This is a genomic window from Egicoccus sp. AB-alg6-2 (assembly GCF_041821025.1).
Lineage (GTDB): Bacteria > Actinomycetota > Nitriliruptoria > Nitriliruptorales > Nitriliruptoraceae > Egicoccus.
The window spans coordinates 430,208-448,602 of record NZ_JBGUAY010000002.1; the positions used below are offsets into that span (position 1 = coordinate 430,208).

General features: G+C 72.9%; 16 protein-coding genes. 12 read left to right on the forward strand and 4 right to left on the reverse strand.

Annotation, left to right across the window (positions count from 1 at the left end; all coding sequences use genetic code 11):
- Positions 1-3: 3 nt before the first annotated feature.
- From ACERMF_RS04580 to ACERMF_RS04590, 3 genes are read right to left on the reverse strand one after another with little or no spacing between them, the layout of a single operon-like run.
- On the reverse strand, positions 4-1,038 hold the full coding sequence (locus ACERMF_RS04580) for a LacI family DNA-binding transcriptional regulator (protein WP_373667842.1): 1,035 nt from the start codon (positions 1,036-1,038) through the stop codon (positions 4-6).
- The gene (locus ACERMF_RS04585; protein ID WP_373667843.1) at positions 1,035-1,892 is read right to left on the reverse strand and encodes a PmoA family protein; all 858 of its coding nucleotides are present in this window, start codon (positions 1,890-1,892) and stop codon (positions 1,035-1,037) included. Before ACERMF_RS04585 ends, ACERMF_RS04580 begins: the two co-directional genes overlap by 4 nt.
- The gene (locus ACERMF_RS04590; RefSeq protein WP_373667844.1) at positions 1,889-3,067 is read right to left on the reverse strand and encodes a Gfo/Idh/MocA family protein; all 1,179 of its coding nucleotides are present in this window, start codon (positions 3,065-3,067) and stop codon (positions 1,889-1,891) included. The genes ACERMF_RS04585 and ACERMF_RS04590 overlap by 4 nt, the downstream gene beginning before the upstream one ends.
- Before the next feature lie 309 nt (positions 3,068-3,376).
- On the opposite strand from ACERMF_RS04590, the gene ACERMF_RS04595 reads away from it, so the two are divergent.
- The 12 genes from ACERMF_RS04595 to ACERMF_RS04650 all read left to right on the forward strand — a co-directional run bounded on the left by ACERMF_RS04595 (position 3,377) and on the right by ACERMF_RS04650 (position 16,978).
- A complete protein-coding gene (locus ACERMF_RS04595; RefSeq protein WP_373667845.1) occupies positions 3,377-4,351 on the forward strand; it encodes a carbohydrate ABC transporter permease in 975 nt (324 codons plus the stop codon).
- Positions 4,338-5,210 carry a carbohydrate ABC transporter permease gene (locus ACERMF_RS04600; RefSeq protein WP_373667846.1) on the forward strand — a complete coding sequence of 291 codons (873 nt, stop codon included), beginning with the start codon at positions 4,338-4,340 and terminating at the stop codon, positions 5,208-5,210. Before ACERMF_RS04595 ends, ACERMF_RS04600 begins: the two co-directional genes overlap by 14 nt.
- A 162-nt stretch (positions 5,211-5,372) precedes the next feature.
- Positions 5,373-6,683, forward strand: a complete 1,311-nt coding sequence (locus ACERMF_RS04605; protein ID WP_373667911.1) for an ABC transporter substrate-binding protein — start codon at positions 5,373-5,375, stop codon at positions 6,681-6,683.
- Between the two features lie 99 nt (positions 6,684-6,782).
- Positions 6,783-8,159, forward strand: coding sequence for a Gfo/Idh/MocA family protein (locus ACERMF_RS04610; RefSeq protein WP_373667847.1), 1,377 nt, complete (start codon positions 6,783-6,785; stop codon positions 8,157-8,159).
- 41 nt (positions 8,160-8,200) lie between these two features.
- Positions 8,201-9,355, forward strand: a complete 1,155-nt coding sequence (locus ACERMF_RS04615; protein WP_373667848.1) for a Gfo/Idh/MocA family protein — start codon at positions 8,201-8,203, stop codon at positions 9,353-9,355.
- A complete protein-coding gene (locus ACERMF_RS04620) occupies positions 9,352-10,548 on the forward strand; it encodes a dihydrodipicolinate synthase family protein (protein WP_373667849.1) in 1,197 nt (398 codons plus the stop codon). Before ACERMF_RS04615 ends, ACERMF_RS04620 begins: the two co-directional genes overlap by 4 nt.
- On the forward strand, positions 10,545-11,450 hold the full coding sequence (locus ACERMF_RS04625; protein WP_373667850.1) for a sugar phosphate isomerase/epimerase family protein: 906 nt from the start codon (positions 10,545-10,547) through the stop codon (positions 11,448-11,450). Before ACERMF_RS04620 ends, ACERMF_RS04625 begins: the two co-directional genes overlap by 4 nt.
- The gene (locus tag ACERMF_RS04630) at positions 11,447-12,376 is read left to right on the forward strand and encodes an NAD-dependent epimerase/dehydratase family protein (RefSeq protein ID WP_373667851.1); all 930 of its coding nucleotides are present in this window, start codon (positions 11,447-11,449) and stop codon (positions 12,374-12,376) included. The genes ACERMF_RS04625 and ACERMF_RS04630 overlap by 4 nt, the downstream gene beginning before the upstream one ends.
- Positions 12,377-12,386: 10 nt before the next feature.
- Positions 12,387-13,304 (forward strand): 5-dehydro-4-deoxyglucarate dehydratase, encoded by a 918-nt coding sequence (locus tag ACERMF_RS04635; protein ID WP_373667852.1) that lies wholly within the window; start codon positions 12,387-12,389, stop codon positions 13,302-13,304.
- Positions 13,301-14,389 (forward strand): mandelate racemase/muconate lactonizing enzyme family protein, encoded by a 1,089-nt coding sequence (locus ACERMF_RS04640; RefSeq protein ID WP_373667853.1) that lies wholly within the window; start codon positions 13,301-13,303, stop codon positions 14,387-14,389. The genes ACERMF_RS04635 and ACERMF_RS04640 overlap by 4 nt, the downstream gene beginning before the upstream one ends.
- On the forward strand, positions 14,386-15,870 hold the full coding sequence (locus ACERMF_RS04645) for an aldehyde dehydrogenase (NADP(+)) (protein WP_373667854.1): 1,485 nt from the start codon (positions 14,386-14,388) through the stop codon (positions 15,868-15,870). Before ACERMF_RS04640 ends, ACERMF_RS04645 begins: the two co-directional genes overlap by 4 nt.
- Positions 15,871-15,874: 4 nt before the next feature.
- Positions 15,875-16,978 carry a glycerate kinase gene (locus tag ACERMF_RS04650; RefSeq protein ID WP_373667855.1) on the forward strand — a complete coding sequence of 368 codons (1,104 nt, stop codon included), beginning with the start codon at positions 15,875-15,877 and terminating at the stop codon, positions 16,976-16,978.
- Here ACERMF_RS04650 and ACERMF_RS04655 read toward each other — a convergent pair.
- Complete coding sequence (locus ACERMF_RS04655; RefSeq protein ID WP_373667856.1) at positions 16,947-18,383, reverse strand: extracellular solute-binding protein; 1,437 nt, start codon at positions 18,381-18,383, stop codon at positions 16,947-16,949. The two genes, ACERMF_RS04650 and ACERMF_RS04655, sit on opposite strands and share 32 nt — an antisense overlap.
- Between the last annotated feature and the right edge of the window lie 12 nt (positions 18,384-18,395).

An 18,395-nucleotide genomic window follows, 5' to 3' on the forward strand; every position in this document is an offset into this window, starting at 1 on the left:
GGCTCACCCGGCCACCTTGGTGCTGTCGCGCAGGATGACCTCGCCGCGGACGCGGATCAGCTTCGGCGTGTCGCGGCCGGGCGTGAGGGCCATCTCGGCGGCCTGACGACCCATGTCGCGCAGTGGCAGCGCGACGGTCGTGAGCGAGGGCGTGACGTCGCGCAGCGTCTCGATGTCGTCGAAGCCCGCCACCGCCACGTCGTCGGGAACGGACAGTCCCGACTCACGCAGTGCCGCCATGGCACCGACCGCCATGACGTCGTTCACGGCGAACAGGCACCCGGGCCGCTGGCCCCCGGCCAGCAGCTGCAGCGTGGCGTCGTAGCCGCCGTCACGCGTGAACGCCCCGGTGACGACCGGCACGTCACCGGACACGGATCGGTCCCGCAGCCCCTCGCGGAAGCCGCGGACGCGGTCCCGGGCCGTCAGCAGTCCCTCGGGGCCGCCGAGGACCGCGAACGAGCGGTGGCCGAGGTCGACGAGCGCGCGGGCGAGGTCGCGCGCGCCCGCGTTGTTGAGCGGCTGGACCGTGTCGACGCCGAGCCGGTCCTGGCTGACGGCGGCCACACGCCCGCCGGTGCGCCGGTAGGCGTCGAGCTCGCGCGTGACCAACTGGTGGTAGGCGCGGTCCTCCCAGCGGCTGCCGACCAGCACCACGGCGCGGGCCCGGTGCTGGCGCAGCGTGGCGAGGTAGTCCAGCTCCCGCTCGTGCTGCTGACGCGTGCTGGCGAGCACGACCGTGGTGTCGCGTTCCTCCGCGGCCTCGGTCACGCCGGCGGCGATGGCGGCGAAGTAGGGGTCGGAGATGTCGTGGACCACCAGCCCCACCAGGCTGCTTGCGCCACGCGCCACCGCCTGCGCCTGCGCATTGGGGGAGTAACCCAACAGCTCGGCCGAGCGCAGCACGCGTTCCCGGAAGGTTGCACCGACCGTGCGGCCCCCCGCGCCGTTGAGGACCCGCGAGGCCGTCGCCAACGACACGCCGGCGTGCCTCGCCACGTCCGCCAGTGTGACCGACCCGCCGATGTTGCTGCTCATCCGTTCCCCCCGTCGTCTGCCCCGTCGGGGCGGCGCCACCCGTCCGCCACCGTGACCTCGAATCGTCGCGTCACCCGGCCGCCGACCGGCAGCGTCAGGGGATCGACGAACGCCAACGCCGAGCAGATGCCCGGGTACCCGGCGACGCGGACGAACCACGGGTCGTCGCGCGTCGCGTCGTCGAGTGCCTGCCATGCCACGGTGAAGCCTCGCCCCTGCACGTCCGTCCCCTGGACCGCGATCCAGTCGGCACGGGTGCCGTGCACGTCGGCCTCGCCCTCCGCGGCCGCCGTGAACACCCGTACCGGCTCCGGACCGGATGGTAGGCGCCAGAACCAGCCGCCGTACCCGGCTCCGGTCCGCCCGTTGGTCGCCGGCGAACCGAGCGGCAACGGATCGGGCGTGACGTTCTCGAGCGTGAACTCGACCTGCAGCGTCCAGGCGTCGTCGGTGACGGCGCCGACCTGCAGGTGGCGACGTTCGTGCAGGCGGTCGTGCCCGTCGGGGCCGCGCCAGCGCAGCGTGGCGTCGAGGCCGTGCTCGTCGGCATCGAGGGAGCCGACCTCGACGCGACCATGGTCCTCGCGCCAGGTGTAGCCCTGGTCGCGCACGTAGGTGCGGCCGCCCCAGAAGTTGACGCCACCGACGTCCTGGAGCGTGACCGACGCCCCCAGGTGCCAGCCGTGGTCCTCGGGATGGGTGTCGGTTACGACGACGCCGGCGGGTGTGGTCACCGGATGCAGGTACGGCCGCGGCGACCACCCGGGTGGCGTGTCGCTGGCACCTCGCAGGACGGCCGCTGCGCGGCCGCTGCCCCGCAGGGTGGCGAGGACGTCGTCGTTGCGCTCGGTCACAGCAAGCTCTTCCTGGCGGCGGTGGCAGGGAGGTCGGCCCACGGCAGGCCGAGGTCGGCGAACGAGGTCAGCTCGCGGGCACAGCGTTCGACGGCCGCGTCGATGCCGGTGACCACGACCCGGGGACCGGCCTCGTCCTCGACCCATTGCACGTACGGGGCCGGGATCGCCCGCGGGGGGTCGGCCAGCCGGACCCCGTCGATCACCTCGGCAAACCCGAGCGTTCGCTCAACGGGCGCCAGCAACTCCACCGCGTCGTCGGCGAGGTGGTCGAGCAGGTTGTCGAGCAGGTCGACCTCGTCGTGCTGGCTCTCGCGTTCGATGCCGTCGACGACGGTGCGCAGTCGGTGGGTCTTGTAGAACACCTGCACGCTGCCGTGGTTGCCGTGGACGAGCACGTAGGGCTCGTGGTGCGCCGGGGAGCAGAGCGTGACCGCGACCGCGAGCGGGGTACCGCGCGTGGTCACGGCGGTCAGCGACGAGGTGTCGTCGGCCTCGATGTCGTTGGCGTGGAACAGTGCCAGGTCGAGGCTGGCGAAGCCGCCGTCGGCGCCGTCGCTGCCGTCGATCCGCAGGGCGGTCGCCGTGGCGTGCGCGAACGGGTTCGTGAGCGCACCGTCGACCACGTCGCGGCCGTCCAGCACCCGTCGACCGGCCCAGGGGGCGCGCTGGTAGTAGGCGGCGCCACGCACCCAGGCACCGGCGACCCCGATCCCGCGCAGTTCGCCGATGGCTCCGCCGGCGACCAGCTGGCGGGCTGCCTCGACGGCGTTCGAGCCGAAGCTCTGGAACCCGATCTGGCACGCGACACCCGCGGCCTCCGCCGCGTCCCGCAGTGCGAGATGCCCCGCGCGGGTGGGCGCAGGCGGCTTCTCGAGCAGGACGTGGGCACCGGCGGTCATGGCGGCCGTCGCCAGGTCCACGTGGGTATGGATGGGGGTGCAGAGCACGACGACGTCGGGGGCGCGCCGCTCGAGCGCCTCGGCCAGCGTGTCGTCGTGGGGAACGCCCTGCAGCTGCTCGGCCAGTGCCCCCTCCAGCGGCTGCGGGTCGCAGACGCCGACCAGGCGGACCCGGCCCTGCGTCTCGAGACGAGCCAGGTTGCGCAGGTGCCAGTGCCCGTGCCCGTGGACGCCGGCGAGCACGACGCGTGCCGGGGAAGCAACAGCTGACATGGCGGGCGCGCCCCTGTCGTCCGAGTGGATGGTGGCGTGCGTTCCCGCAGTGGCGCGTTGCGGAAATCGCTTTCCTAGCCTGTCCGGCCCGCAGCCGCGTGTCAAGCTCAGTCCGCGCTGTTTTCACTTTTAGCGCCGCATTATCACCGCTTGACAGACCGCGGCGGCTGCTGTTAGACATCCAACAGGCGTCGGGAAAACGCTTACCAGAAGTGCCCGCCGGGAGTGCGGGCCTCGGAGATGCAACGACCTGGGAGGGCCACCGTCCATGGGCACCAGCCCCCGCGCCCCGCTGACCGAGTCGTCGTCGTGAGTGCGACCGACGCGGCGGAGCGATCGGCGACCGGTCCTGCCACGACGCCCGAGCCGGCGACGTCCGCGGGCACGCCCCGTCGTCGCCGGGGCCGCGTCGCCGAGGACCGTCGGGCCGCCTGGCTGTTCCTGCTGCCCTGGTTCCTCGGGCTGGCGTTCATCACGGTGGGCCCGATCCTCGGCTCGCTGTACCTGTCGTTCACCGACTACAGCCTGCTGACGGCACCCGAGTGGACCGGGCTGGACAACTACCGCCGCATGCTCGGCGACCCTCGGTTCTTCACCTCGCTGCGCGTGACGTTCACCTACGTCTTCGTCTCCGTCCCGCTCCAGCTCGCCTTCGCGCTGCTGCTGGCCATCGTGCTCAACCGCGGTGTCCGCGGGCTGCCGATCTACCGCTCGATCTACTACCTGCCGTCACTGCTCGGCAGCAGCGTCGCGATCGCCATCCTGTGGCGCCGCGTGTTCGGGGCCGAGGGACTCGTCAACGCGGTGCTCGCCCTGGTCGGCATCCAGGGACCGGGTTGGGTGTCGCACCCCGACTGGGCACTCAGCAGCCTGATCGTGCTCAACGTGTGGACGTTCGGCTCGCCCATGGTGATCTTCCTTGCCGGGCTGCGCCAGATCCCGGGGATGTACTACGAGGCGGCCCAGGTCGACGGCGCCAGCACCTGGCAGCAGTTCCGCCGGATCACCCTGCCCCTGCTGACGCCGATCATCTTCTTCAACCTCGTCCTGCAGCTCATCAACGCGTTCCAGAGCTTCACCCAGGCGTTCATCGTCAGCGGCGGTACCGGCGGACCCGCGGACTCGACGTTGTTCTACACGCTCTACCTCTACCAGCGGGGGTTCGGCGCGTTCGACATGGGTTACGCGTCGGCGCTCGCGTGGGTGCTGCTGATGATCGTGGCGGCGCTGACCGCCATCAACTTCCTGGCCTCCAAGTACTGGGTGTTCTATGGCGACGAGTGAGCTGACCCTGCCCCGCGGCAGCGCCGCCCGGGCACGGCGCAAGCGCAAGTGGCCGATCCACCTCGGGCTGATCCTGTTCGGGATCGTGCTGCTCTACCCGCTGCTGTGGCTGCTGGCGAGTTCGTTCAAGCCGACGGCCGAGATCTTCACGCAGCCTGGCCTGCTGCCGACGACGGTGCGGGCGCAGAACTACCCCGACGGCTGGGACGCGCTGCGGCACCCGTTCAGCCGCTACCTGATGAACTCGGCCATCGTGGTGATGGGTGCGGTCATCGGCAACCTGGTGGCCTGCTCGCTCGCGGCCTACGCGTTCGCCCGGCTGGAGTTCCCGGGCAAGAAGATCTGGTTCGCGGTGATGCTCGGCACGATCATGCTGCCCATCCACGTCATCATCGTGCCCCAGTACATCCTGTTCTCGCAGCTGGACTGGATCAACACCTTCTATCCGCTGATCGTGCCGAAGTTCCTGGCCACCGACGCGTTCTTCATCTTCCTGATGGTCCAGTTCATCCGGGCACTCCCGGGCGAGCTCGACGACGCGGCCCGCATCGACGGGTGCGGCCACTTCGGGATCTTCACGCGGGTGATCCTGCCGCTGTCGGTGCCCGCCCTGGCGACGACGGCGATCTTCACCTTCATCTGGACCTGGAACGACTTCTTCAGCCAGCTGATCTTTCTGACCAGCCCCGACCTCTACACCGTCCCGGTGGCGCTGCGGACCTTCGTCGACGCCACCAGCGCGACGCCGTGGGGGCCGCTCTTCGCCATGTCCATCGTCGCCCTGGGCCCGATCTTCGGGTTCTTCCTGGCCGGGCAGCGCTACCTCGTCCAGGGGATCGCGACCACCGGGATCAAGTGACGACCACCGATGTCCGGGCCGGCAACGGTCCAGACCAGGCCCGCGCCGTCCGCGGCGCGCCGACCGACCCGCTCGCGCAGACGCGTGGGCGGACCAACACAAGGGAGCAGGAACGTGCACGCATCGGGAGAACGGCACGGACGACGCGCGCCCGCGCGGGCGATGGCGCTCGTCGGCGCGCTCGCGCTGGCAGCCACCGCATGCGGGGGAGGTGACAGCGGCGCGACTCCGGCCCCGGAGGACACCGCCGCCGCCGGCAACGGCGCCGGGGAGACGACCAGCGACGAGCAGGTCACCCTGCGCTTCTCGTGGTGGGGCTCCGACGCCCGCCACGAGGACACGCAGGAGGTGATCGACCGCTTCGAGGCGGAACACCCCAACATCAAGATCGAGGGCGAGTACACCGGCTGGGGCGACTACTGGGACCGCCTCGCCACCACCGTGGCCGGTGGTGACGCGCCCGACATCATGCAGCACGAGTCGCGCTACCTGCGTGAGTACGCCGACCGTGGCGCGCTGCTCGACCTGACCACGGTCTCGGACACGCTCGACCTGTCCGAACTCGATCCGCTCGTCGCCGAGTCGGGTGCGGTCGACGGCGCCGTCTACGGCGTGCCGACCGGCATCAACGCCTACACCCTCATGGTCGACCCGCAGGCCTTCGAGGAGGCCGGGCTCGAACTGCCCGACGACACCAGCTGGACCTGGGACGACTTCGTGCAGCTCGCCGCGGACCTGAGCGAGAACACCGAGGGCTACGGCGCCCAGGACAAGGGCTTCAACGAGACCGACCTGCAGATCTTCGCCCGTCAGCGCGGCGAGGACATGTACACCGAGGACGGGCAGCTCGGCTTCAGCCAGCAGACCGCCGCCGACTGGTGGCAGGTCGGACTCGACCTGCTGGAGACCGGTGGGACGCCGGACGCCTCCATCACGACCGAGGTCCAGGCGGGCGGCGTCGACCAGTCGCTGTTGGCCACCAACCGCGGCGCGATGGCGTTCTTCTGGACCAACGAGCTCGGCGCGCTGTCGGAGACCTCCGGCCGTGAACTGCAGCTGCTGCGCTACCCCGGTGAGAGCGAGCACGAGCAGCCCGGCATGTTCTTCAAGCCGGCGATGTTCTACGCCGTCGCCGCCGACACCCCCCACCCCGAGGAGGCGGCGCTGTTCGTCGACTTCCTCCTCAACGACGAGCAGGCGGCCGAGATCATCATGACCGACCGCGGTCTGCCCGCCAACACGCGCATCCGTGACTTCGTCCTGCCCGACCTCTCGCCCGCCGAGCAGCAGGCCGCCGACTTCCTCGCCGAGATCGAGGACGAGCTGGCCAGCCCGCCGCCGGTACCGCCGGTCGGCGCCGGTGAGATCGTCTCGATCGTGCAGCGCATCAACGAAGAGGTGCTGTTCGGCCGGCTCACGCCGGAGGAAGCCGCGGAACGGTTCCTGTCCGAGGCCAACGCCGCCATCGGCTGACAAACCACGGCGGAGGCCGCGTGACCGCCCCGCGGCCTCCGCCGTCAACCTCCTCCACCCACCATCCCTCCTCGTCCACCGCCCGCCAGGAGCTCCACGATGCCAACGCCCGGCCCGTCCCCGCGACGGCGCTACCTCGTGGTCGGCACGGGACACCGTGCCGAGCTCTACCTCGAGGCGTTGCGCACGACCCATGCCGACGTGGGTGAGGTGGTCGCCCTGTGCGACGTCAACCGCACCCGGATGCGCCATCACGCGGCCGCGTTCGACGACGAGGTCGTCTGCTACGCGGCCGAGGACTTCGAACGCGCGCTCGTCGAGTCGCGTCCGGACGGTGTGGTCGTCTGCAGCGTCGACCGCACCCACCACCTCTACGTGGTTCCGGCCCTCGCGGCCGGCTGCCATGTCGTGGTGGAGAAGCCGCTGACCACCACGGCGGCCGCCTGTGCCGACATCGTCACCGCCGCCGAACGTGGCCCCGGCACGCTGACCGTCACGTTCAACTACCGCTATGCACCCCGCAACAGCCGGGTGAAGGAACTGCTGCTCGACGGTGCCATCGGCACCCCGACGTCGGTGAGCTTCGAGTGGCTGCTCGACACCGTCCACGGGGCGGACTACTTCCGCCGCTGGCACCGGGACAAGTCGCAGTCCGGCGGCCTGTTCGTGCACAAGGCCACTCACCACTTCGACCTCGTCAACTGGTGGCTCGACGACGTCGCCGAGGCGGTCTCGGCGCAGGCGTCGCTCCGCTTCTACGGCGACGCGGCCGCCCGCGAACGGGGCCTGCCGCAACGACCGCACGTCGGCCGTGACGCCGCCCCCGGCGATCCGTTCGCGATCGACCTCGCCGCCGACGAACGCCTGCGGGCGCTCTACCTCGACGCCGAGCACGAGGACGGCTACCGCCGCGACGTCGACGTCTTCGCGCCCGGCGTCACCATCGAGGACAATCACGCCGCCACCATCCGGTACGCCCGCGGGGCCCTGCTCAGCTACGCCCTCAACGCGCACGCGCCGTGGGAGGGCTACCGCGTCGGCATCAACGGCACGGAGGGCCGGCTCGAGCTCGAGGTCGTCGAGCGGCCGGCCGTCGCGACCGACCAGGCCGCCGACGTCGTCAACGGCCGCCGCCGCCCGCGGCCCGAGATCGACCCGAGTGCCGTCGAGGTCGCCGACGCCGGCGATCCGGTCCGCAGCCGCGGGACCCGCCTGCTGCTGCAGCGCCACTGGCAGACCGCCGAACGCATCCCCGTCGACGAGCAGGGCGGCGGCCACGGCGGCGGCGACCAGCGCCTGCTCGACGACGTCTTCCGCGGCCGGGCCGCCGACCCCCTCGGGCGGGCCGCCGGCCACCTCGACGGGGTGCGCAGCGTCCTCGTCGGCCTCGCCGCCAACGCCTCCGCCGCGGCGGACGGCGCCCCCGTCCGACCCGCCGACCTCGGGGTCGCGACGGCCTCCGCCTCCCGCGGCTGAGCCGTCCGCCACCCGACCTGAACGAGCAAGGAAACGACGCGATGACCACCACGACCATGCCCATCATCGTCAACGGTGTGACCGGACGCATGGGCTACCGGCAGCACCTCGTGCGATCGCTGCTGGCCATCCGCGACCAGGGTGGCATCGAGTTGGCCGACGGCAGCCGGTGGGTGCCGGAACCGGTGCTCGTCGGGCGCAACGAGAGCAAGCTGCGCGACATCGCCGAGCGGCACGACATCGCGCGGTGGACCACCGACCTCGACGGGGTGCTCGCCGACGCGGACCTGCCGATCTACTTCGACGCGCAGATCACCCAGGCCCGCGAGAAGGCGATCAAGGCCGCCATCGCCGCCGGCAAGCACGTCTACACCGAGAAGCCGACCGCCGAGAGCCTCGAGGGCGCGCTCGAGCTGGCGCGACTCGCCGACGACGCCGGGATCAAGCACGGCGTCGTCCACGACAAGCTGTTCCTGCCCGGCCTGGTCAAGCTCAAGCGCCTCATCGACGGCGGGTTCTTCGGCCGCATCCTGTCGGTGCGCGGCGAATTCGGGTACTGGGTCTTCGAAGGCGACTGGCAGGCGGCGCAACGCCCGAGCTGGAACTACCGCAAGGAGGAGGGCGGCGGCATCGTCGTGGACATGTTCTGCCACTGGTCCTACGTGCTGCACGAGCTGTTCGGGCGCGTCGAGGCGGTCACCGCCAGGGCGGTCACCCACGTCCCCGAACGCGTCGACGAGCGGGGTGAGCGCTACGCCGCGACCGCGGATGACGCCGCGTACGGCATCTTCGAGCTGGCGGGCGGCATCGTCGCGCAGCTCAACTCCTCGTGGTGCGTGCGGGTCTACCGCGACGAACTGGTCGAGTTCCAGATCGACGGCACCGAGGGCAGTGCGGTCGCCGGGCTGCGCGAGTGCCGGATCCAGCACCGCGCGACCACGCCGAAGCCGGTCTGGAACCCCGACCTGCCCGTGTCCGAGCCCTTCCGGGACCAGTGGCAGGTCGTGCCCGACAACGACGACCTCGACAACGGCTTCAAGGTGCAGTGGGAGCAGTTCCTGCGCCACGTCGTGGAGGACGCCCCGTTCCCGTACGACTTCCTGGCCGGTGCGCGCGGGGTGCAGCTGGCCGAACTGGGCCTGCGTTCCTCCGACGAGGGCTGCCGGGTCGAGGTGCCGGTCCTGGAGCTGCCATGACCGCGCCCTCCGTCCCCGCGACGCGGGACACGCTGCTCCTGCCGGGCACCGACGGCGGGATGGAACCGTTCACCCTGTCGGACCCGCCCGCACTGGTACGCCCCGCGGGGCCGCCGTCCTCGCGGGTGGTCTTCGCCGCCGCCCACGTCGTCGCCGACCCGCTCGCCGACACGGCGCCCGAGGCGCCGGCCGTGCTCGACTGGGACGCGACCCTCGCGTTCCGGCACCACTTGTGGGATCTCGGGCTCGGGGTCGCCGACGCGATGGACACCGCGCAGCGCGGCATGGGCCTGACCTGGGACACCTGTGCGGAGCTCATCCGTCGCTCGGCCGCCGAGGCGACCGGCCGGGGTGCCCGCATCGCCGTCGGTGTCGGGACGGACCACGCCCCCGCCGACCTCGCCGACCCGGCAGCGGTGCTCGACGCCTACCGCCAGCAGCTCGAGGTCGTCGTTGCCACCGGCGCGACCCCGATCCTGATGGCGAGCCGCCAGCTCGTGCGCGCCGCCCGCGGGCCCGAGGACTACCTCGACCTCTACGGCCGGCTGCTCGACGACCTCCCCGACGGCGCCATCCTGCACTGGCTCGGCCCGATGTTCGACCCCGCGCTGGACGGCTACTGGGGCACCGATGACGTCGCCGCGGCGACCGGGCACGTCCTCGATCTCATCGAGCGACACGCGTCGCGCGTGCAGGGCATCAAGGTGTCGCTGCTCGACCGGGCGCACGAGGTCGACCTGCGCCGGCGGCTCCCCGCCGGCGTGCGGATGTTCACCGGCGACGACTTCAACTACCCCGAGCTCATCGAGGGGGACGGACAGGGCTACTCCGACGCCCTGCTCGGCATCCTCGATCCCATCGCGCCCGTCGCCGCGTCCGCGTTGCAGGCCCTCGACGCCGGCGACCTCGACCGCTACCGCGAGCTGCTCGCGCCGACGGTGCCCCTGGCGCGGCACGTGTTCGGCGCCCCGACGAGGTACTACAAGGTCGGCATCGTCTTCCTCGCCTGGCTCGCCGGCCACCAGCCGGCCTTCACGATGGTCGGCGGCCTCACCGCCGCCCGCAGCCTCACCCACCTGGCCGAGACGTTCCGGCTGGCCGACCGTGCCGGTCTGCTGCCCGACCCCGACCTCGCCGCCGGCCGGATGCGGGCGCTCCTGGCCGTCCACGGGATCGACGGAGGCCGGACATGAGCGTGTCCACGACCGTCCTCGACGTGCCGTCGGGTGCGCCGGCGCGGGTGCCGACGCCGGCCGCGACCGACCCGCGCCTGGACCGCCTCGCCCTCAACCAGAAGACCACCGACGGGTGGGGGCTCGAGGACCTCGTCGCCGGCTGTGTCGACGCCGGGATCCCCGCCGTCGGGCTGTGGCGTGAACCGGTCCAGGCCTACGGCGTCGAACGTGCCGCCGCCCTGGTCCGCGACGCCGGACTGCGGGTGTCGTCGCTGTGTCGCGGCGGGTTCCTGACGGCCACCGACCCGGCCGCGGCCGCCACGGCGCTGGCGGACAACCGTCGCGCCATCGACGAGGCCGCCACGCTGGGTGCCCCGTGCCTGGTCATGGTGGTCGGTGGCCTGCCCGAGGGATCACGGGACCTTCCCGGGGCACGCCGACAGGTCGAGGAGGCACTCGCCGCCCTCGCCCCCTACGCCGCCGAACGCGGGGTCCAGCTCGCCCTCGAGCCGCTGCACCCGCTGTTCTGCGCCGACCGTGCCGTGCTGTCGACCCTCGGGCAGGCGCTCGACCTCGCCGAGCGGTTCGCCCCCGAGACCGTCGGGGTCGTGGTCGACGCCTACCACGTGTGGTGGGACCCCGAACTCGAGGCACAGGTCGCCCGGGCCGCGGGCCGCATCGCCAGCTACCAGGTGTGCGACTTCGTGCTCCCGCTGGCCGACGACCCGCTGCTCTCCCGCGGGATGATGGGCGACGGCTACGTCGACTTCACCGCGCTCACCCGGGCCGTCGCCGCCGCGGGCTACGACGGCGACATCGAGGTCGAGATCTTCGACCGTGCCCTGTGGGCGGCCGACCCGCGTGACGTGGTCGACACCGTCAAGCGGCGCTACGTCGAACTCGTCGTGGACCCCGTATGACCCGGGTGCTGGTCACCGGCGGTGAGGGGCGCCTCGGACGCCCGACCGTGGCCTGGCTGCGCGACCGCGGTCACGACGTGGTGGCGGTCGACCGGCGCGCGGACGCGACCGACACCCTCGTCGCCGACCTGACCGATCCCGCGCAGGCCGCAGCGGTCGTCGCCCGCGTGCGTCCCGACGCGATCGTGCACCTGGCCGCCATCGCGGTGCCGTTCAGTGCCCCCGAGCCGACCATCTTCGCCGTCAACACCTCGATGGCGTTCAACGTGTGCCAGGCCGGCCTGAACGCGGGCGTCGACGCCGTCGTGGTGGCTTCGAGCCCGACGCTGGCGGGATACGGCAACCCCAACGGCTGGACCCCCCGCTACCTGCCGCTCGACGAGGACCACCCACCCGCGCCGTGGCACGCCTACGGACTGTCGAAGGTCGTGCTCGAGGAGACCGTGCGGGCGTTCGCGCGCGCCGCCGGCGACCGCACGCACTTCAGCGCCGTTCGGCCCTGCTACGTGATCACACCCGAGGAGTGGCAGGGGGCCCCGACCCAGCAGGGCCACACCGTCCGGGAACGCCTCGAGGATCCGGCCCTGTCCGCGGTGGCCCTGTTCAACTACGTCGACGCGCGAGACGCCGCGGCGCTGTTCGAGGCGCTCGTCGCCGGCGGGCGCGCCGTTGCCAGCGGCGAGGTGTTCTACGCGACCGCGCCCGACGCCCTCGCCATCCGCCCGCTCGCCGAGCTGCTACCGCGCTTCCACCCGGGAACCGCGGCGACCGCCGCGTCGCTCACCGGCGACCGCCCGGCGTTCAGCGCCGACAAGGCGAACCGCCTGCTGGGTTGGCGTGCGCGGCACACCTGGCGCAGCGAACTGACCGATCCGCCGACGTCGGTCGCCGACGACCGCCCGGCGACCACCGCCCCCAACGTCTAGGAGCGCGACGATGCGTCTGCACGACGGTGTCCTGTTCTTTCCCGTCACCCCCTTCGACGATGCCGGGGCGGTGGCACCCGACGTCCTCGCCAAGCACGTCGCCGACGGGATGGCGCACCGACCCGGGGGCGTGTTCGCGGCGTGCGGCACGGGCGAACTGCACGCGCTCGACCTCCCCGAGCACGAGCTGACCGTACGGGCCGCCCGCGAGGTCGTGGACGGTCGGGTGCCGGTGGTCGCCGGCGCCGGCGGGCCGCTGGCGCTCGCCCGCGAGCAGGCCCGCCAGGCGCAACGGGCCGGTGCGGACGGACTGCTGCTGCTGCCTCCCTACCTCGTCGGCGGCCCCCAGCAGGGCATCGTCGACTACGTCACCGACGTCGCGGCCGCCAGCGAGCTGCCGATCGTCCTCTACCAGCGCGGCCAGGTCCGCTTCGACGTCGACGCCCTGCGCACCCTCGCCGCGCACCCGCGGGTGGTCGGGCTCAAGGACGGCGCCGGCGACTTCGACCTGCTGCAGCGGCAGCTGCTGGCACTGCGCGCCGACCTCGGCGACGGGCTCGGCAGCGACTTCGCGCTGTTCAACGGCCTGCCGACCGCCGAGTTCACCATGCCGGCGTACCGCGGCATCGGCATGACCCGGTGGTCGTCCGCCGCGTTCGCCTTCCTGCCCGAGGTGGCCAACGCCTTCCACGACGCCCACGTCGGCGGCGACGTCGACCGCGAACGCGAGCTGCTGACCCGCTTCTACGCGCCGCTGGTGCGCCTGCGCGACCAGGTCCCCGGCTACGCGGTGTCCCTGGTCAAGGCGGGCGTCCGCCTGCGGGGCCTCGACGTCGGGGGCGTGCGCGCGCCTCTGGTCGACCCCTCGCCCCAGCACCTCGCCGAGCTCGAGTCCCTGGTCGCGGTGGGACTGGAGCTCGCGGAATGAGCCCACCGGCCGTGATCCGCGACCTCACGACGCGCCATCTGCGCCTGTCGCTGCCGCGGCCGTGGGGCCCCGACGTCGCCGCCAACCATCTCGTGGTGGTCGAGATCACGCTCGACGACGGCACGCAGGGGACCGGCGTGAGCTGGACACCACGGGTCGGCCCGGAGGCCGTGCACGCCCTGCTCGAGCACGACTGCCGCCGGATCGTGACCGGCCTGCCCGGTGAGCCCGAGCTGGTCTGGGACCTGCTGTGGGAGCGCCTGCACGAGGGCGGCAGCGGCGGGCTGACCACCATCGCGATGGCGGGGATCGACCTCGCCCTGTGGGACGCCCGCGGACGTCGCCAGGAGCGCAGCCTCGTCGACCTGCTCGGACGACGCCACGTCGCGGTCCCGACCTACGCGAGCGGCATCAACCTGTACTACCCGCTCGACGACCTGCTGGCGCAGGTGAAGGGCTGGATCGACGCCGGACACCGCGCCGTGAAGATCAAGGTCGGCCGGCCCGACCTCGCCGAGGACGTCGAGCGGGTCGCCGCCGTACGCGACCTGCTGGGCCCGGACCGGCTGCTGATGGTCGACGCCAACCAGCGGTGGGACCTGCCGACGGCCCGGCGCGCCATCGGAGCGCTCGCCCCCTACGGGCTGTACTGGGTCGAGGAGCCGCTGCTCGCCGACGCGACCTGGGCGTACGCCCAGCTGCGGGCGAGCGTGGACGTCCCGATCGCCGCGGGCGAGAACGCCCACACCATCCACCGCTTCCGCGACCTGCTCGACGCCGGTGCCGTCGACGTCGCCCAACCCAACGTCGTGCGGGTCGGCGGCGTCACCCCCTTCCTGCGCATCGCCCAACTCGCCGCCACCTACGGCGTCACCGTCGTACCCCACCTGCTTCCCGAACTGTCGGGCCAACTGGCGTCGTGCCTGCCCGGCCCCACGATGGTGGAGGACGTCGACGGCGCCTCGTTCGCCGCGCTCGGCGCGCTCGCCGCGCCCTCCGGCGTCACCATGGAGGACGCGGTCCTGACCGCGCGCACCGGACCGGGGCTCGGCCTCCGGTTCGTCGACCACAAGGAATCGTCGTGACCACCAGCCAGCCCACCGCCACCATCGGCGCCAGCCAGCCCCTGGAGCGCGCCGTCGCGGCCGCCGCCGAGGCGGCCCGTCCGCTTGCGGACCTCTCCGGCGACGAGCGCGCCGGCCTGCTGGAGGCCGTGGCTGCCGCGCTCGACGACCACGTCGAGGAACTGGTCGCCATCGCCGACCGCGAGACCTCGCTCGGCACCACGCGTCTCACGGGTGAGGTGGCCCGCACCAGCGGGCAGCTGCGCCTGTTCGCCAGCGTGGTCCGCGAGGGCGCCCACCTCGAGGTCACCATCGACCACGCCGACCCCGACGCGACCCCGCCACGGCCCGACCTGCGTCGCATGCTGGTGCCGTTGGGGCCGGTCGCGGTGTTCTCGGCCAGCAACTTCCCGTTCGCCTTCAGCGTGGCCGGTGGCGACACCGCCTCGGCGCTGGCCGCCGGCTGTCCCGTCGTGGTCAAGGCCCACTCCGGCCACCTCGAGCTGTCGCGCCGTACGGCCGAGATCGTCGCCGCGGCGCTCGACGACGCCGGCGCTCCGGCCGGCACGTTCGCGCTGGTCGAAGGACGTCGCACCGGCCAGGACCTGGTCCAGGACCCGGCCATCACCGCGGTCGGGTTCACGGGCTCGGTCGCCGGTGGTCGCGCCCTCTTCGATCTCGCCACCTCACGGCCCGACCCGATCCCGTTCTACGGCGAACTCGGCAGCATCAACCCGGTCGTGATCACCGCCGGCGCCGTCGCCGCCCGTGCCGACGAGCTGGCCGTCGGCCTGACCGGCTCCTTCACGATGGGGGTGGGCCAGTTCTGCACCAAGCCGGGGGTGCTGCTGATCCCCGCCGAAACCGGGTTCGAACAGCGCCTCGCCGACGCCGTCACCGAGGCTGCGGTCGGCCCGCAGCGAATGCTCACCGACCGGATGGCGACCTCCTTCGACGAGGGCACGCGCGACCTGGCCGCCGCCGACGGGGTCGAGACCCTGGTGGCCGCCGCGGAGACGCCGTCGGGCGCGGCGACACCGCAGGTCTTCGCCACCGACGTCGCGGCCCTGCTCGCCGACCCCGAGCGGCTGCTCGAGGAGCGCTTCGGTCCCGCCTGCCTGCTCGTGCGCTACCGCGACGAGGACGAACGGGATGCCGCCGTGGCCGTCCTGCCCGGAAGCCTGACCGCGACCGTGCACGCCGAACCGGAGGAGTTCGACGCCATCCGGGCCACGGTCCGGCTGCTGCGTGAGCGGGCCGGCCGGGTGCTCTTCGACGGCTGGCCGACCGGCGTCGCCGTCACGTGGTCGCAGCACCACGGCGGACCGTGGCCCGCGACGACCGCGCCGCTGCACACCTCGGTCGGAGCCACCGCGATCCGCCGCTTCCTGCGTCCGGTGACCTTCCAGGACGCACCCGAGGCCCTGCTGCCCGAGGCGTTGCACGAGCACAACCCACTCGGCGTGCCGCGTAGGGTGGACGGGGTTCTCGAACCCAGGTAGCCACGTGCGCGTACTGATCTGCCCCGACTCGTTCAAGGGCACCCTGACCGCCGCCCAGGCCGCCGAGGCCATCGCCGCCGGGTGGGGGTCTGCGCGGCCGGAGGACGTGCTGGAGTCGTGTCCGCTCTCCGACGGTGGCGACGGCCTGCTCGAGGTCGTGGCCGCGTCGGGGGAGTGGCGTCACGAACGCGGTCGAGCCGAGGATCCACTGCGTCGCCCGGTCGAGGTCGCCTGGTTGCGGCGCGGGAACACCGTCGTGGTCGAGTCGGCCGCGGCGTGCGGTCTGCACCTCGTCGACGAGGCCGAACGCGACCCGGCCGGCGCCTCCACCTTCGGCGTCGGACAGCTGTTGCGCCTGGCCCGGCAGGGCGGCGTCGAGGCGGTCCACGTCGGCCTGGGCGGCTCGGCGACGGTCGACGGGGGGATCGGCATGCTGGCCGCCCTGGGCGCCGACCTCGTCGACGCCGACGGCGCCCCGGTGGGCGCCGCCGGTGCGCCCGACCTCGCCCGGATCGCACGGGCCGCACCCGGCCGGGCCCGCGACTGGTTCGACCTCGACCTGGTCGTGGTCAGCGACGTCACCACCACGCTGCCCGACGCCGCCGCGGTGTTCGGCCCGCAGAAGGGCGCCACGCCGCAGGACGTCGTCCGGCTGACGGCCGGCCTGACGCGGTTCGCCGACGCCGTCGAGGCCGGATTCGACCGGCCCGGCCTGCGGCAGCAGCCGGGGACGGGCGCCGCCGGCGGTCTCGGGTTCGCGCTGGCGGCGCTCGGTGCCCGCGTCGTCGACGGCGCCGACCACGTCGCCGCCATGGTGGGACTGGAGGAGGCCGTCGCCGCGGCCGATCTGGTCGTCGTCGGCGAGGGACAGCTCGACGCGACCTCGCTGCAGGGCAAGGTGATCGGCGGTGTGCTCGCCCGGGCCGTCCGGCACGGGGTGCCGGTCGCGGCCGTGGTGGGCCGCGTCGCCGAGCGGTCCGACGGACTGGTCGACGTCGCCGAGGCGTCGCCGGACGGACCCGGCGTCGACCCGGTTGCCGACGTTCGCGCCGCCGCGAGGCGCCTGGCGTCCGGGATCAGGCTCGACGCGCGATCGGCAGGCCGGTGATGGCCTCGATCATCTCGCTGGCCCGGGTGGCGGCCGCCGCGGGGGCGTGCCGGCCGGTGAGCACCGCCTCGCACATCGCCTGCAACTGCACGGACACGCGCAGGTAGGCCGACGTCTGCGGGCGCACGGCCGCCGGCGCCACCAGCGAGGCGGTCAGCGCCAGCAACGGTGAGTCGCAGACGGTCTCCTCGAGCGCGGAACGCCGCGGTGGGATGCGTCCGGTGTGGCGTGCCATCTGCACCACGCGTTCGGTGTCCACCAGGTACTGCAGCGTGCGCATCGCCAGCTTGGGATTGGCCGCCTGGCGCATGATCACGTAGGTCATGCTGCCGAGCACGCAGGCCGGCGCGCCACGCGGACCGGCGGGAACCGCGACGAACCCGACCTGGTCCCACAGCGCGTCGACGGAGATGCCCATGGCGTCGGCGATGGTGCCGGCCTCGTAACTGCCCCCGAAGCTGAAGGCGGCGGCGCCCTCCGCGAGCAGCCGCGCGGGACGGTCCCACGGCCAGCGCACGCACTCGCGGGAGAGCAGTCCGTCCGCCGTCAGGCGTTGCAGGAACGCCAACGCCTCGACGGTGGCCGGTGCGTCCAGCCGGATCCCGTCCGCACCGAGCACCTCGGCGCTGTTGGAGGCCAGCAGAGCCACGAGGCAGTACGTCGTGGTCTCGTCGGCGCGGGTCCCACCCGGCATGGTCACCGGGTGTGCGATGCCGCGTGCGGCCGCGGCCTGCGCCGCCACGTGCAGTTCTTCCCACGTGGTCGGCGGGTCGTGACCGATCGCGGCCAGCACGTCGCGGCGGTACCACAACCCCGCGACGTCGGCGTCGGCGGACACGCCGTAGGGGCGACCCTCGTGCTGGCCGGCCGTCACACAGGCGTCGAGGAAGTCGCGGTCGTGCTCGTCGGCGAACCAGGCCGGGTCCAACTCGTCAAGGGGATGCAGGAAGCCCGCCGACGCCAGCTCCGAGACCCACACGGCGTCGAGCAGGGCCACGTCGGGTGCGCGACCCTCGGCGACCGCCCGGGTGAGCGTCGCGTGCAGCGCCGGCCGCGCCACCGTCGCCACGTTGAGCCGCACCTCGGGCGGGGCGGCGTCACGCACGATCCGGTCCCAGGCGCCTTCGGTGACCAGGACCCGCAGCTCCGGGCCGTCGGAGGGCCGGTGGATCCAGTGCGGGTTGACGAAGGTGCCGCTGCCGCGGCGGCGGATGATGGCCCCCTCGTCGGCCAGTTCACGAAGGGCGCGGTTGACCGGACTGCGGCTGATCGCGAAGCGCTCGCACAGCTCGTGCTCGGTCGGCAGCTGCCCGTCGGTCCCGTAGCGCCCCTGCAGGATGTCTTCGAGGAGCAGCGTCTTGAGCTGGTAGTAGATCGGCACCGGCAGCGAGGGATCGATGGACACCCGCAGATCCTC

Bases quoted from the DNA above. Each gene is read 5' to 3' on its own strand.
- ACERMF_RS04580 (WP_373667842.1), bottom strand. From the start codon at position 1,038: ATGAGCAGCAACATCGGCGGGTCGGTCACACTGGCGGACGTGGCGAGG.
- ACERMF_RS04590 (WP_373667844.1), bottom strand. From the start codon at position 3,067: ATGTCAGCTGTTGCTTCCCCGGCACGCGTCGTGCTCGCCGGCGTCCAC.
- ACERMF_RS04600 (WP_373667846.1), top strand. From the start codon at position 4,338: ATGGCGACGAGTGAGCTGACCCTGCCCCGCGGCAGCGCCGCCCGGGCA.
- ACERMF_RS04605 (WP_373667911.1), top strand. From the start codon at position 5,373: ATGGCGCTCGTCGGCGCGCTCGCGCTGGCAGCCACCGCATGCGGGGGA.
- ACERMF_RS04610 (WP_373667847.1), top strand. From the start codon at position 6,783: ATGCCAACGCCCGGCCCGTCCCCGCGACGGCGCTACCTCGTGGTCGGC.
- ACERMF_RS04615 (WP_373667848.1), top strand. From the start codon at position 8,201: ATGACCACCACGACCATGCCCATCATCGTCAACGGTGTGACCGGACGC.
- ACERMF_RS04620 (WP_373667849.1), top strand. From the start codon at position 9,352: ATGACCGCGCCCTCCGTCCCCGCGACGCGGGACACGCTGCTCCTGCCG.
- ACERMF_RS04625 (WP_373667850.1), top strand. From the start codon at position 10,545: ATGAGCGTGTCCACGACCGTCCTCGACGTGCCGTCGGGTGCGCCGGCG.
- ACERMF_RS04630 (WP_373667851.1), top strand. From the start codon at position 11,447: ATGACCCGGGTGCTGGTCACCGGCGGTGAGGGGCGCCTCGGACGCCCG.
- ACERMF_RS04635 (WP_373667852.1), top strand. From the start codon at position 12,387: ATGCGTCTGCACGACGGTGTCCTGTTCTTTCCCGTCACCCCCTTCGAC.
- ACERMF_RS04640 (WP_373667853.1), top strand. From the start codon at position 13,301: ATGAGCCCACCGGCCGTGATCCGCGACCTCACGACGCGCCATCTGCGC.